General features: G+C 53.0%; 14 protein-coding genes. 9 read left to right on the plus strand and 5 right to left on the minus strand.

Going from position 1 to position 14,202, the window contains the following annotated elements; genetic code table 11:
* Positions 1-27: 27 nt before the first annotated feature.
* From caiB to caiT, 3 genes are all read right to left on the minus strand, one after another.
* Positions 28-1,245 carry an L-carnitine CoA-transferase gene (gene caiB / locus OGX96_RS01920; protein ID WP_003018901.1) on the minus strand — a complete coding sequence of 406 codons (1,218 nt, stop codon included), beginning with the start codon at positions 1,243-1,245 and terminating at the stop codon, positions 28-30.
* Positions 1,246-1,368: 123 nt separating this feature from the next.
* Positions 1,369-2,511: a crotonobetainyl-CoA dehydrogenase gene (caiA, locus tag OGX96_RS01925; RefSeq protein WP_286582120.1), complete on the minus strand. Its 1,143-nt coding sequence runs from the start codon at positions 2,509-2,511 to the stop codon at positions 1,369-1,371.
* Between the two features lie 34 nt (positions 2,512-2,545).
* On the minus strand, positions 2,546-4,063 hold the full coding sequence (gene caiT / locus OGX96_RS01930) for an L-carnitine/gamma-butyrobetaine antiporter (RefSeq protein ID WP_003829695.1): 1,518 nt from the start codon (positions 4,061-4,063) through the stop codon (positions 2,546-2,548).
* Between the two features lie 480 nt (positions 4,064-4,543).
* Here caiT and OGX96_RS01935 point away from each other — a divergent pair, with 480 nt between their 5' ends.
* The 9 genes from OGX96_RS01935 (at position 4,544) to folA (ending at position 12,873) form a co-directional block, all read left to right on the plus strand.
* Positions 4,544-5,314 carry an electron transfer flavoprotein FixA gene (locus OGX96_RS01935; protein ID WP_048214962.1) on the plus strand — a complete coding sequence of 257 codons (771 nt, stop codon included), beginning with the start codon at positions 4,544-4,546 and terminating at the stop codon, positions 5,312-5,314.
* Between the two features lie 15 nt (positions 5,315-5,329).
* The gene (locus OGX96_RS01940) at positions 5,330-6,271 is read left to right on the plus strand and encodes an electron transfer flavoprotein subunit alpha/FixB family protein (RefSeq protein WP_137377561.1); all 942 of its coding nucleotides are present in this window, start codon (positions 5,330-5,332) and stop codon (positions 6,269-6,271) included.
* A 48-nt stretch (positions 6,272-6,319) separates the two neighbouring features.
* Entirely contained in the window at positions 6,320-7,606 is a 1,287-nt protein-coding gene (locus tag OGX96_RS01945) for an FAD-dependent oxidoreductase (RefSeq protein ID WP_003018887.1), read from the plus strand.
* The gene (fixX, locus tag OGX96_RS01950; protein ID WP_000203736.1) at positions 7,603-7,890 is read left to right on the plus strand and encodes a ferredoxin-like protein FixX; all 288 of its coding nucleotides are present in this window, start codon (positions 7,603-7,605) and stop codon (positions 7,888-7,890) included. Before OGX96_RS01945 ends, fixX begins: the two co-directional genes overlap by 4 nt.
* Before the next feature lie 147 nt (positions 7,891-8,037).
* Positions 8,038-9,381 (plus strand): MFS transporter, encoded by a 1,344-nt coding sequence (locus OGX96_RS01955; RefSeq protein WP_020996234.1) that lies wholly within the window; start codon positions 8,038-8,040, stop codon positions 9,379-9,381.
* Between the two features lie 91 nt (positions 9,382-9,472).
* Positions 9,473-9,706, plus strand: a complete 234-nt coding sequence (locus OGX96_RS01960; RefSeq protein ID WP_003018880.1) for a YgdI/YgdR family lipoprotein — start codon at positions 9,473-9,475, stop codon at positions 9,704-9,706.
* 103 nt (positions 9,707-9,809) lie between these two features.
* Positions 9,810-10,340, plus strand: coding sequence for a glutathione-regulated potassium-efflux system oxidoreductase KefF (gene kefF, locus OGX96_RS01965; RefSeq protein WP_003829618.1), 531 nt, complete (start codon positions 9,810-9,812; stop codon positions 10,338-10,340).
* Positions 10,333-12,195 (plus strand): glutathione-regulated potassium-efflux system protein KefC, encoded by a 1,863-nt coding sequence (gene kefC, locus OGX96_RS01970; protein WP_286582123.1) that lies wholly within the window; start codon positions 10,333-10,335, stop codon positions 12,193-12,195. Before kefF ends, kefC begins: the two co-directional genes overlap by 8 nt.
* A gap of 198 nt (positions 12,196-12,393) precedes the next feature.
* Positions 12,394-12,873 (plus strand): type 3 dihydrofolate reductase, encoded by a 480-nt coding sequence (gene folA / locus OGX96_RS01975; protein WP_003018873.1) that lies wholly within the window; start codon positions 12,394-12,396, stop codon positions 12,871-12,873.
* Between the two features lie 90 nt (positions 12,874-12,963).
* Here the strand turns inward: folA and apaH are convergent, their stop codons facing one another.
* Both apaH and apaG read right to left on the minus strand, forming a co-directional pair.
* Positions 12,964-13,812: a bis(5'-nucleosyl)-tetraphosphatase (symmetrical) ApaH gene (gene apaH, locus OGX96_RS01980; protein WP_003829612.1), complete on the minus strand. Its 849-nt coding sequence runs from the start codon at positions 13,810-13,812 to the stop codon at positions 12,964-12,966.
* Between the two features lie 10 nt (positions 13,813-13,822).
* Positions 13,823-14,200 carry a Co2+/Mg2+ efflux facilitator ApaG/CorD gene (gene apaG, locus OGX96_RS01985; protein ID WP_003018867.1) on the minus strand — a complete coding sequence of 126 codons (378 nt, stop codon included), beginning with the start codon at positions 14,198-14,200 and terminating at the stop codon, positions 13,823-13,825.
* Positions 14,201-14,202: the final 2 nt, after the last annotated feature.

The raw sequence follows: 14,202 nt of genomic DNA on the forward strand, positions 1-14,202 counted from the left end.
AACCATCGAGGGGTCAGCGCGTCGCGTTTATTCCTCAACTCTGGCCAGGCCTTTGCCGACCAGCTCATTTATGTCTGCTTCGCTATAACCAATATTTTTCAGAATGGCGGCAGTATCCATGCCATGTGACGGCATGCCACGCCAGATTTTCCCCGGGTTGTTTTTAAATTTCGGCATGATGTTTGGCCCTTTGCAGGTGCGGCCATCCATTGTTTGCCACTGCGTAATAGATTCACGGGCAACGTACTGCGGGTTGCCTTCCAGTTCAGGAATAGTTAGCACCTTCGCGCAGGCGATGTTCAGCTCAGCAAAGCGCGCCTGGACTTCGGCGATGGTGTGCGTTGCCAGCCAGGCGTCCAGTTTCTCTTCCACAAGCGGGCCGTAAGGGCATTCAACACGATGGATAAGCTGGGTGCCTTCCGGGACTTCCGGTGTGCCAAGAATGTGGGCGAGGCCAATATCCTTGAAGCATTCGTTGATTTGCGTGATGCCGACCAGCTCCATGACGATATAGCCATCGGCGCATTTATACAGGCCGCAGCCAGCGTAATACGGGTCTTTGCCTTTGGTCATGCGTGGGCAAATTTCGCCGCCGTTGAAGTAATCCATCATGAAATACTGACCCATGCGCAGCATCACTTCGTACATAGCGATATCGATGCTTTCACCTTTACCCGTTTCGCGCACTTTGTGCAGGGCCGCCAGCGCTGCTGTCGTTGCGGTCATCCCGGAGAAGTAATCGGCGGTGTACGGGAAGGCGGGCATTGGCTGATCCACGTCGCCGTTTTGGATCAGATAGCCGCTGAACGCCTGTGCGATGGTGTTATACGCCGGAAGATTGGTGTACTCCTCGGTACCAAACTGGCCGAAGCCGGAAAGGTGGGCGATAACCAGTTTCGGGTTATGTTCCCACAGCACTTCATCGGTAATACCGCGGCGGGCAAAGGCCGGGCCTTTACTGGCTTCAATGAAAATATCGGTGGTTTCCATCAGCTTCAGAAACGCTTCCCGGCCTTCATCTTTGAAAATATTCAGCGACAGGGCGTGCAGGTTACGGCGTGAGAGCTGCGGATAGTTAGGCTGCACGCGGATGGTATCGGCCCATGCGACGTTTTCAATCCAGATAACCTCAGCGCCCCATTCGGCGAACATCTGTCCGGCGAACGGACCGGCAATTTCGATCCCTGAAAAGACAACTCGTACCCCGGAAAGCGGGCCGAAGGCTGGCATTGGTAAATGATTCATCATTTTTCTCCTGGCATTTATGGGTGTCCATGTAGGCCGGATAAGGCACTCGCGCCGCCATCCGGCATTGATTGCCTGATGGCAACGCTAAGGCGTCTTATCAGGCCTACAGGTTGCGTCGTTCTATCGGTATTGCTTGAGTACCGCACGACCCAACGTCAGGATCTGCATTTCGTCAGAACCACCAGAAACACGGTCAACGCGCAGGTCACGCCAGAAACGCGTGATGCGGTGGTTGCCCGCGATACCAACACCTCCCAGTACCTGCATGGCGGTGTCTACCACTTCAAACGCGGCGTTGGCGCAGAAGTATTTACACATTGCCGCGTCACCCGAAGTAATGGTGCCGTTATCCGCTTTCCATGCGGCTTCCAACAGCATGTTTTTCATGGAGTTCAGTTTGATCGCCATGTGCGCGAACTTCTCCTGGATCAGCTGGAAACGGCCGATCGTTTCGCCAAACTGTACGCGTTGGTTGGCGTAGCGCGCGGCGTCTTCAAAAGCGCACATTGCCGTACCGTAGTTGGTCAGCGCGACGAGGAAGCGTTCATGGTCAAACTCTTCTTTCACACGGTTGAAGCCATTACCTTCCCGACCGAACATGTCTTTCTCGTCCAGTTCAACGTCATCAAAGGTGATTTCACAGCAGCTATCCATGCGCAGACCGAGTTTCTCCAGTTTGTTGACCTTGATACCCGCTTTGCTCATGTCAACAAACCACTCGGTATAAACAGGTTTATCCGGTGATGCACCATCTCTCGCCATCACTACGATGTACGGGGTATAGGCGCTACTGGTGATAAAGCACTTACTGCCATTAAGATAAACCTTACCATGTTTGCGTGTATAAGTGGTTTTCAGACTGCCAACATCCGATCCCGCTCCCGGTTCGGTGATAGCAGAGTTCCACATCTGCTTACCGGTGCCCTGGAACGCCATGATTTTATCAATTTGCTCCTGAGTCCCTTCACGCAGGAAAGTGTTAAAACCTCCCGGTAATTGGTACAACACGTAAGTCGGTGCGCCAAGACGTCCGAGTTCCATCCAGACGGCGGCAACGGTGACAAAACCGGCTTCCAGGCCGCCGTGTTCTTCTGGGATCAACAGGCTATCGATGCCCATATCCGCCAGCGCTTTTACAAAACGCTCAGGGTAGACGCTGTCGCGATCGCACTCGGCAAAATAAGCTTCCCAGTTCTCACTGGCCATCAGTTCACGAATACCGGCGACAAACAGTTCCTGCTCGTCATTTAAGTTGAAATCCATCTTTCAGCCTCTTGATCAATTGGGTTAATAAGAATTACTTGTCTTTCCAGTGCACTTTGGCGTCTTTAATAAAGGACAGCGTCACCATGATGTTGACGAAGAACAGCGGACATCCCCCGGCGATAATTGCGGTCTGAATAGGCTTCAGCCCACCCAGCGCCAGCAGAACGATGCCGATGACGCCGACCAGAACGGACCAACCGATACGCACCAACAGCGGCGGTTCTTCACCATCACGAACTTCGCGACAGGTGGACATCGCCAGGGTGTAGGAGCAGGCGTTAATCAGCGTGACGGTGGCAATAAAGCAGAGGATAAAGAATCCCCACATGGTGGCGGTACTGAGCGGTAAAGCAGCCCAGGTTTCGATAATGGCGCGCGCCACGCCGTGTTGTTCAATCAGTTGCGGGATGTTGAGAATGTTTTTATCCATCAGCAGCAGCGTGTTGCTGCCAAGGACGGTCCACAGGATCCAGGTGGAAGCGGTCAGGCCCAGTACCATCCCGAAACACAGTTCACGTACGGTACGACCGCGAGAAATACGTGCCAGGAAGATACTCATCTGGATAGCGTAAATAACCCACCACGCCCAGTAGAAAACAGTCCAGCCCTGCGGGAAGCCGCCTTTGCCGATGGCATCGGTATAGAACAGCATGCGCGGCAGATGCATCAGCAGCATGCCGACCGAGTCGGTGAAGTAGTTCATGATGAAGCTGGCGCCACTGACGATAAACACCCAGCCGAGCATCAGGAAGCTCAGGTAACTACGTACGTCGCTGGCGATCTTGACCCCTTTTTGCAGGCCGCAGGCCACGCAAATGGCGTTCAATATGATCCAGCAGGTAATGATGATGGCGTCGAGTTGCAGCGTATGCGGAATACCGAACAGCCATTGCATACACTCGGTTACCAGCGGGGTAGCGAGACCGAGGCTGGTGCCCATCGCGAAGATCAGCGCCACCAGATAGAAGTTATCGACGATGGTGCCGAACAAGCCCTTAGCATGCTTCTCGCCAACTAACGGTACCAGCGTGGAACTGGGGCGGATAACGTCCATTTTGCGTACAAAGAAGAAGTAGGCGAACGCGACTGAAAGGAAGCTGTAGGTCGCCCACGGCAGCGGTCCCCAGTGGAACAAGCTGTACGCCAGAGCTATCTCTTTTGCGCCAACGGAGTTGGGGGCGAGAGCAAACGGCGGGGTAGAGATATAGTAGTAGATCTCGATGGAACCCCAGAACAGCACCGCGGCGGATGTACAGGAAGCGAACATCATAAAAATCCAGCTGGCGGTACTAAACTCAGGTTTTTCGTCGCCTAATTTCTTTTTCGAATACGGGCCAAAGACCAACCAGAACCAGCCGAAGAGCATGACGACCATATACCATTCGAATGCCCAACCCCAGACGTTGGTGACATAACTGAATACCGCATTAATAACGACGTTAGCGGCATCAAGATCTCTTACTGTTAACCAACAAAGTATCCCAACAATTATTAATGGCGGAAAAAAAACCTTCGGTTCAATTCCCGACTTTCTCTTTTCATTTTTCATAAGTGAATTCCAGTGTGAAAACGAAATTTATTTAGCGTGCCCGTATGTGATCATTTGTTTATTTGTTATTAATGATTTGTTGATAACTTTTTAACCTCTGGGGCGCCTCAGTGATTAACTCATAATGGGTATTCATTTCCTGCTATTCTGTTATCTAGATCACACTTTTTTATGCTGGTTATTTTGTCTTAAAATATAGATATTTTCTTTATTAATCATAATCTTGATATTGATTTTTTAACTTTTTTAAGTGACTGGCGTTCAATATTGTTGAACCAGCAAACAATATTGAAAATTTTCGTATTTGACATATTTCTTTCAATATTGGTGAAGTGGGTAACACTATTGAAAGTTACGAATATCAATGTGTGACATTTTCAATATTGGTGATTAATGTTTTATTTCCGAATTAAAGAGCGTGATATCTGTATTTAACACCGCCGATATAAATACGTTTCCTTCATGATTTCTGGAGATGCAATGAAGATAATTACTTGCTACAAATGCGTACCTGATGAGCAGGATATTGCGATTAATAATGCTGATGGAACACTCGATTTCAGCAAAGCAGATGGCAAAATCAGCCAATATGATCTGAATGCGATCGAAGCGGCTTGCCAGTTAAAACAGCAGGTGGGAGAGGCTCAGGTTGTGGCCATGAGCGTCGGCGGCAAAGCGCTGACCAATGCAAAAGGGCGCAAAGATGTGCTCTCCCGTGGCCCTGATGAACTGATTGTTGTCATTGACGATCAATTTGAACAGACGCTGCCGCAACAAACCGCCACTGCGCTGGCTGCCGCCGCACAAAAATCAGGTTTTGATCTGCTTATTTGCGGCGACGGTTCTTCCGATCTTTATGCTCAGCAGGTTGGCCTACTGGTGGGCGAAATGCTGAACGTGCCGGCGATTAACGGCGTGAGTAAAATCCTCTCTCTTACCGACAGCACGCTGACGGTAGAGCGTGAACTGGAAGATGAAGTTGAAACCCTGAGTATCCCGCTTCCGGCGGTGATCGCGGTCTCTACCGACATCAACACCCCTCAAATCCCTTCCATGAAAGCCATTCTTGGCGCGGCGAAAAAACCGGTCCAGGTCTGGTCGTCTGCGGACATTGGGCTGAACGGCGCGCAAGCGTATTCCGAACAACAGGTTGCCGCACCGAAGCAGCGCGAGCGTCAGCGCGTTGTGATTGAAGGTGACGGTGAAGAACAGATTGCCGCGTTTGTCGAGAATCTTCGCAAAATCATTTAATTATCAGGGGATGTTATGAACAAATTTTCCAGTGTCTGGGTATTCAGCGATACCCCTTCTCGTCTGCCGGAACTGATGAATGGTGCGCAGGCTTTAGGTGAAAACGTTAACACGTTTGTGCTCAGCGATGAGGACTGCGCGGCGGCATGCCATTTAGGCGCAGATCATGTCTGGCTGCTCAGCGGCAAACCAGAAGACCGTATGGTTGAAGACTACGCCGATGCGATGGCCGAAACCATTCGTCAGCACAGCGAGGGCGGCGCGGTGCTGCTGCCGAATACGCGTCGGGGCAAGCTGTTAGCGGCAAAGCTGGGCTTTCGCTTGTCGGCTGCGGTCTCAAACGACGCCAGCGCAGTCGCGGTGCAGGACGGAAAAGCGGCGGTCAAACATATGGTCTACGGCGGCCTGGCGATGGGAGCAGAAACAATCGCTTCACCGTTTGCCGTGATCACTCTCAGCAGCGGAACGTTTGACGCGCAGCAACCGGATACCGCTCACAGCGGCGAGGTGCACACCGTCCAGTGGCAGGCTCCGACTATCGCCGTGACCCGTACGGCAACGCAGGCGCGTCAGAGCAACAGCGTTGATCTCGACAAAGCCCGTCTGGTGGTCAGCGTGGGACGTGGTATTGGTAGCAAAGAAAATATCTCGCTGGCCGAAGCGCTGTGCCAGGCGATTGGCGCTGAGCTGGCCTGTTCCCGTCCAGTGGCGGAAAACGAAAAGTGGATGGAGCACGAACGCTACGTCGGCATTTCCAACCTGATGCTCAAACCAGAACTGTACCTGGCCGTGGGGATCTCCGGGCAGATCCAACATATGGTCGGCGCCAACGGCGCGCAGACGATTTTCGCCATCAACAAAGATAAAAATGCGCCGATCTTCCAGTACGCAGATTTTGGCATCGTTGGCGATGCGCTGAAGATCCTGCCTGCGCTGACGGCTGCTCTGGCGCGTTAAACCATTCGGGCAGGGTGCGAAAGTATCCTGCCACTGACAGGAGTACGTATGTCCGAAGATATCTTTGATGCCATCATCGTGGGTGCAGGTCTGGCCGGTTCGGTTGCGGCGCTGGTGCTGGCTCGGGAAGGTGCACAGGTGCTGGTCATCGAGCGCGGCAATTCTGCTGGCGCGAAGAATGTCACCGGTGGGCGCATGTATGCCCATAGCCTGGAACGCATCATTCCCGGCTTTGCTGAGCAGGCCCCCATTGAACGCATAATCACCCACGAAAAACTCGCCTTTATGACCGATAAAGGGGCGATGACCATCGACTATTGCAATGGTGAAGAGGCTGCATCGTCGCAGGTTTCTTATTCCGTCTTACGCAGCAAATTTGACGCCTGGCTGATGGAGCAGGCCGAGGAGGCGGGAGCCCAGCTTATCACCGGTATTCGGGTGGATAACGTTGTGCAGCGCGAAGGCAAAGTCGTGGGCGTGGAAGCCGACGGCGATATTCTGGAAGCCAAAGTGGTGATCCTCGCTGACGGGGTGAATTCTTTGTTGGCAGAAAAACTGGGCATGGCAAAGCGCGTTGAGGCATCGCATGTTGCCGTTGGCGTAAAAGAGCTGATCGAATTGCCAAAATCGGTGATTGAAGATCGTTTCCAGTTACAGGGGAACGAAGGTGCAGCTTGCCTGTTTGCCGGTTCTCCAACTGATGGGTTGATGGGCGGGGGCTTCCTCTATACTAATGAAACGACCCTTTCTCTGGGGCTGGTCTGCGGTCTTCATCATCTGAAAGATGCTAAAAAATCGGTCCCACAAATGCTGGAAGATTTCAAACAGCATCCGGCGGTTGCCCCACTGATCGCCGGTGGCAAGCTGGTGGAATATGCCGCGCACGTCGTACCGGAGGCCGGTATGAATATGCAGCCTGAACTGGTGGGTGACGGTGTGCTGATTGCCGGTGATGCTGCCGGAATGTGTATGAACCTCGGCTTTACCATCCGCGGTATGGATCTCGCCATATCCGCAGGCGAAGCGGCCGCGAAAACGGTGCTTTCCGCAATGAAGCGCGACGACTTCAGCAAACAGTCGCTGGGCGAATACCGTCAGCATCTCGATGATGGTCCAATGCGCGATATGCGCATGTATCAGAAGCTTCCCGCTTTCCTAGATAACCCACGCATGTTTACCGCCTATCCCGAAATGGCGGTCAGCATCGCGCGCGACCTGTTCACCGTAGATGGCTCTGCTCCGGTGCCAATGCGCAAAAAAATCCTGCGTCATGCGAAGAAAGTGGGCTTCATCAACCTGATGAAAGATGGCCTGAAAGGAGTGACCGTATTATGACATCTCCCGTCAATGTGGACGTCAAACTGGGCGTCAATAAGTTCAATGTGGATGAAGACAGCCCGCACATCATTCTCAAAACCGATCCTGATAAACAGGCGCTGGAAGTACTGATTAAGGCCTGTCCGGCCGGACTGTATAAAAAACAGGACGACGGCAGCGTCCGTTTTGATTACGCCGGATGCCTGGAGTGCGGAACGTGCCGCATTCTCGGACTTGATACAGCGCTCGAAAAGTGGGAATACCCGCGCGGGACATTTGGCGTGGAGTTTCGCTACGGCTAATAAGTATGAGGTTGTGCACCCGTAGGTCGGATAAGACGCGGTAGCGTCGCCATCCGGCAATCATGTGGCGCCAATGCCGGATGGCGGCGTAAACGCCTTATCCGGCCTACAGATGACGCTTTGCCCGTATTGAAACAGGAAGTCGCTATGCAGCAGCCCAGGAACTTTGATGACATCAAATTTACCTCTATTCACCGCCGGATAATGCTGTGGGGAAGCGGTGGGCCATTTCTGGATGGTTATGTGCTGGTGATGATTGGCGTGGCGCTGGAACAGCTCACGCCAGCGTTGAAACTGGACGCACAGTGGATTGGTCTGCTGGGTGCCGGCACGCTCGCCGGTCTGTTTGTGGGGACGTCGCTGTTTGGCTACATTTCCGATAAGGTCGGGCGGCGCAAAATGTTCATCATCGATATTATCGCCATTGGCGTGATATCGGCGGCAACCATGTTTGTTTCCTCACCCATTGAGCTGTTGGTAATGCGTGTGCTGATCGGCATTGTGATTGGTGCCGATTATCCGATTGCTACCTCGATGATTACTGAGTTCTCCAATACCCGCCAGCGCGCTTTCTCCATCGGTTTTATCGCCGCGATGTGGTATGTCGGCGCCACCTGTGCCGATCTGGTCGGTTACTGGCTGTATGATGTTGAAGGAGGATGGCGCTGGATGCTGGGCAGCGCGGTGATCCCTTGTATTTTGATCCTGATTGGGCGCTTCGATCTTCCTGAATCGCCGCGCTGGCTGCTGCGTAAAGGTCGGGTGAAAGAGTGTGAAGCGATGATGATCAAACTGTTCGGCGAACCGGTGGTGTTCGACGAAGAGGCGCCGCAGGAGACGCGCTTCCTACAGCTGTTTAACCGCCGTCATTTCCCGTTTGTCCTGTTTGTCGCCGCTATCTGGACCTGTCAGGTGATCCCGATGTTCGCCATTTATACCTTTGGTCCGCAGATTGTTGGACTGTTGGGGCTTGGTGCCGGGAAAAGCGCGGCGTTGGGCAATGTGGTGATAAGCCTGTGCTTTATGCTGGGGTGCATTCCACCCATGTTCTGGCTCAATAGCGCGGGCCGTCGGCCATTGTTAATTGGCAGCTTTATTATGATGACGCTGGCGCTGGCCGTGCTGGGGTTAATTCCTGATATGGGAGCGTGGCTGGTGGTGCTGGCGTTTGCCGTGTACGCCTTTTTCTCGGGGGGACCGGGAAATCTTCAGTGGCTGTACCCAAATGAACTGTTCCCTACCGACATTCGCGCATCTGCCGTCGGGGTGATTATGTCCTTAAGCCGCATCGGCACCATTGTTTCAACATGGGCGCTGCCGGTGTTCATTACCAAATACGGGATCAGCAATGTCATGCTGATGGGCGCAGGAATTTCGCTGATTGGCCTGCTTGTGTCCATCGCTTTCGCCCCGGAAACGCGAGGTCTGACGCTGGCGCAAACCAGTCAAATGACGATTCGCAGTAAGCCCGTGACCAGGGCGAGTTATTAGGAGTGTTCTGTATTTTCCCTGCAACTCAGTCAGTTAGCCTACAGTTAACTGGGTATATCACTGAAAACAACTGAAAAGCAGGGAGAACACCATGCAAAAACATATCCTGATCACCTCAATTTTTACCGCAGCAGCACTGTTTACCGTGGCCGGTTGTTCCTCAAACCAGGCGGTTAAAACCACCGATGGCAAAACAATCGTCACTGACGGCAAACCGCAAGTCGATGATGATACTGGCCTGGTGTCGTATAAAAATGCGCAAACGGGTAAGACGGAACAGATTAACCGCGATCAGGTTAAAGATATGAGTGAACTGGATAACTAGTTCAGTTTTCTCCATTCAGCCACTCAATAATATTGACTGTTAGCCTGTGGATTAAGTGACTAAACTCACTGTTATTACAATAATGCAGTGAAACAGGCTAATCATGATCCTCATCATTTATGCGCATCCCTATCCGCAGCATTCGCATGCGAATAAGCGGATGCTTGAACAGGCAAGGACGCTGGAGGGCGTGGAGATCCGCTCGCTCTACCAGCTCTACCCCGACTTCAATATCGATATTGCCGCTGAACAGGATGCGCTGGCACGCGCTGATTTGATCATCTGGCAGCATCCGATGCAGTGGTACAGCACACCTCCATTACTCAAGCTGTGGATGGATAAAGTCCTTTCGCACGGCTGGGCGTATGGCCATGGCGGTACTGCGCTGCACGGTAAACATCTGCTGTGGGCGGTGACGACCGGCGGCGGTGAAAACCACTTCGATATTGGCTCCCATCCCGGATTTGATGTGCTTTCTCAACCCTTACAGGCGACGGCACTTTATTGTGGCCTCAAATGGCTACCGCCGTTTGCGATGCACTGTACGTTTATCTGTGATGATGAAACCCTGCAAGCGCAGGCGCGTCACTACAAACAGCGTCTGATGGAATGGCAGGAGGCACACCATGGATAGCCATACGCTGATACAGGCGCTGATTTATCTCGGATCGGCGGCACTGATTGTCCCCATCGCCGTACGGCTGGGGCTCGGGTCGGTACTGGGGTATCTCATCGCCGGGTGCATTATCGGCCCATGGGGCCTGAGGCTGGTGACGGACGCCGAATCCATCCTGCATTTTGCGGAGATCGGTGTGGTGCTGATGCTGTTTGTCATTGGTCTGGAGCTGGATCCTCAACGTTTGTGGAAACTGCGAGCCTCGGTGTTCGGCGGCGGCGCATTGCAAATGGTGGTCTGCGGAGGCCTGATTGGTGTGTTCTGTATGTTCCTCGGCCTGCGCTGGCAGGTAGCGGAGCTGATCGGCATGACGCTGGCGCTTTCCTCTACGGCTATCGCTATGCAGGCAATGAATGAACGCAACCTGATGGTTTCGCAAATGGGCCGCAGCGCGTTTGCCGTGCTGCTGTTCCAGGATATCGCTGCTATTCCACTGGTGGCGATGATCCCATTACTGGCAGCGAGTGGCGCATCAACAACGCTTGGGGCGTTTGCATTGTCTGCCCTTAAGGTAGCGGGCGCACTGGTGCTGGTGGTGCTGTTAGGTCGTTATGTCACACGTCCTGCCTTGCGTTTTGTCGCCCGTTCGGGCCTGCGGGAAGTGTTCAGTGCCGTTGCGCTGTTCCTCGTGTTTGGCTTCGGTCTGCTGTTGGAAGAGGTTGGATTGTCGATGGCGATGGGGGCATTCCTGGCCGGGGTGCTGCTGGCAAGCTCTGAGTATCGCCACGCGTTGGAAAGCGACATTGAGCCATTTAAAGGACTGCTGCTGGGGCTGTTCTTCATCGGTGTAGGGATGTCTATCGACTTTGGTACGCTGATTGATAATCCCTTGCGCATTATCATTTTGCTGGTCGGTTTCCTGGTTATCAAAACCGTCATGCTGTGGTTGATAGCGAAACCGTTGCAGGTGCCGAACAAGCAGCGTCGCTGGTTTGCCGTATTATTAGGGCAGGGCAGTGAGTTTGCCTTTGTGGTGTTTGGCGCGGCGCAAATGGCAAATGTGCTCGATCCTGACTGGGCGAAATCGCTGACGCTGGCGGTGGCGTTGTCGATGGCGGCTACACCGATTTTGCTGGTGATTTTGACGCGTCTGGAAAAATCGGCGACTGAGGAAGAGCGCGAAGCCGATGAAATCGATGAGGAGCAACCGCGGGTGATCATCGCCGGGTTTGGGCGATTTGGCCAGATAACCGGTCGTTTGCTGTTGTCGAGCGGGGTCAAAATGGTGGTTCTTGATCATGACCCGGACCATATCGAAACGCTGCGTAAATTCGGGATGAAGGTTTTCTATGGCGACGCGACCCGGATGGATCTGCTGGAGTCTGCCGGGGCGGCGAAAGCTGAAGTTATTATTAATGCCATTGACGATCCGCAAACCAGCCTGCAATTAACCGAAATGGTGAAAGAGCATTTCCCGCATCTGCAAATTATTGCCCGCGCGCGCGACGTGGATCATTACATCCGCCTGCGCCAGGCGGGCGTGGATATGCCGGAACGTGAAACCTTTGAAGGTGCACTGAAGACCGGACGTCTGGCGCTGGAAGGTCTCGGGCTAGGGCGCTATGAGGCACGTGAGCGGGCTGACGTATTCCGCCGATTCAATACCATGATGGTAGAGGAGATGGTGAAAGGGGAAAATGACGCGACTTCCCGCGCGGCCGTTTATAAACGCGCCAGCGCAATGCTGAGTGAAATTATTGCGGAAGATCGTCAGCACTTATCGTTAATTCAACGCCATGGCTGGCAAGGCACGGATGAAGGTAAGCATACGGGCGACGTCGCCGATGAGCCGGAAGTGAAACCGTCAGCATAGGGTAAAAAATGTGATGTTCTGCAAACTTTACTGCTAATTGGCTGTTTTTGAACTACTGTAATGCTGGCGTACCACCTTAAATAGGTCGGTTCGCCAGCAGAACGGAAAATTTTCCTGTTCATCCTCTTTCCGCCAGTCGACGAAAGATTGCGCTTTCCGTATAGTGGCGACAATTTTTTTGTATCCGGGAAATATTCAATGATCAGTCTGATTGCGGCGTTAGCGGTAGATCGCGTCATCGGTATGGAGAACGCCATGCCGTGGAACCTCCCTGCCGATCTCGCCTGGTTTAAACGTAATACCTTAAACAAGCCGGTTGTCATGGGACGCCATACCTGGGAATCCATCGGGCGACCGTTACCTGGGCGTAAAAATATCGTCATCAGCAGTAAGCCTGGCACCGACGATCGCGTGCAGTGGGTGAAGTCTGTGGATGAAGCAATTGCGGCCTGCGGCGATGAACCTGAAATTATGGTAATTGGCGGTGGGCGTGTGTATGAGCAGTTCCTGCCAAAAGCACAGAAACTGTATCTGACGCACATTGATGCGGAAGTGGAAGGGGATACGCATTTCCCGGACTACGAACCGGATGACTGGGAATCGGTGTTCAGTGAATTCCACGATGCCGACGCGCAAAACTCTCACAGCTACTGCTTCGAGATTCTGGAACGTCGTTAATACTGTAAGTGCCGGATGGCGGCGAAACGCCTTATCATCCAGCTAATGTAGGCCGGATAAGGTGCGAGCACCGCATCCGGCAAACGACTATCAGGCGTTGACCGCTTCGCCAGGATCCAGATTCAGATGGCGATTTGACGGCTGCACGAAGTACTGTTTGTCTTCCCAGCGCAGACAGGTGAGATCGCCTCCCCAGCAACACCCCGTATCCAGCGCGTAAATACCTTCTGGCGTGCCTTTACCCTCCAGCGATGCCCAGTGCCCGAATGCAATGCTGTATGCTTCACTGACAGGTCCAGGAATGGCAAACCACGGCTTCAGCGGGGCAGGTGCGTCTTCTGGTGACTCTTTGCTGTACATATCCAACTGACCGTTAGGGAAGCAGTAACGCATGCGGGTAAAGGCGTTGGTAATAAAACGCAGGCGCGCCAGCCCGGTCAGTTCCGGGGTCCAGTTATTGGGCATGTCGCCGTACATCGCATCAAGGAAGAAGGGATACGAGTCGCTCGACAGCACGGCTTCAACATCGCGAGCACAGTCTTTTGCCGTCTGCAGGTCCCACTGTGGGGTGATACCGGCATGCGCCATCACCAGCTTCTTCTCTTCATCTACCTGCAACAGCGGTTGACGGCGGAGCCAGTTAAGTAATTCGTCGGCATCCGGTGCTTCGAGCAGCGATGTGACCCTGTCTTTAGGTTTATTACGACTGATACCAGCAAATACGGCCAGCAGGTGTAAATCGTGATTACCCAATACTAACCGCACGCTGTCGCCCAGTGATTTCACGTAGCGCAAAACGTCCAGCGAGCCCGGTCCACGAGCGACCAGATCGCCGGTGAGCCATAGGGTGTCTTTTTCGGAATTAAAGTCTACCTGATGCAGCAAGGCTACCAGTTCATCGTAACAACCGTGAACGTCGCCAATAAGGTATGTCGCCATAATTATTGTTTTAATGAATGAGTGTTGGAACGGCGAGTCGGAATACGGGAATATCGATGGTAAAGGCGATGCCTTGTTCATCGATCATTTCGTAATGACCCTGCATGGTGCCCAGCGGCGTTTCAATCACCGCACCGCTGGTGTACTGGTACTCTTCGCCGGGTTCGATGTGGGGCTGGACGCCAACCACGCCTTCACCCTGAACTTCGGTTTCGCGGCCATGACCATTAGTGATCAACCAATAACGCCCCAACAGCTGCACAGGCGCTCGCCCCAAATTGCGGATAGTTACGGTGTAAGCAAAAACGTAACGTTCATCATCAGGTGAGGATTGCGCCTCAATGTAGACGCTTTGTACCTGAATGCACACTCGGGGCGAATTGATCATGT

This window comes from Citrobacter sp. Cpo100, assembly GCF_030332595.1.
Taxonomy (GTDB): domain Bacteria; phylum Pseudomonadota; class Gammaproteobacteria; order Enterobacterales; family Enterobacteriaceae; genus Citrobacter; species Citrobacter portucalensis.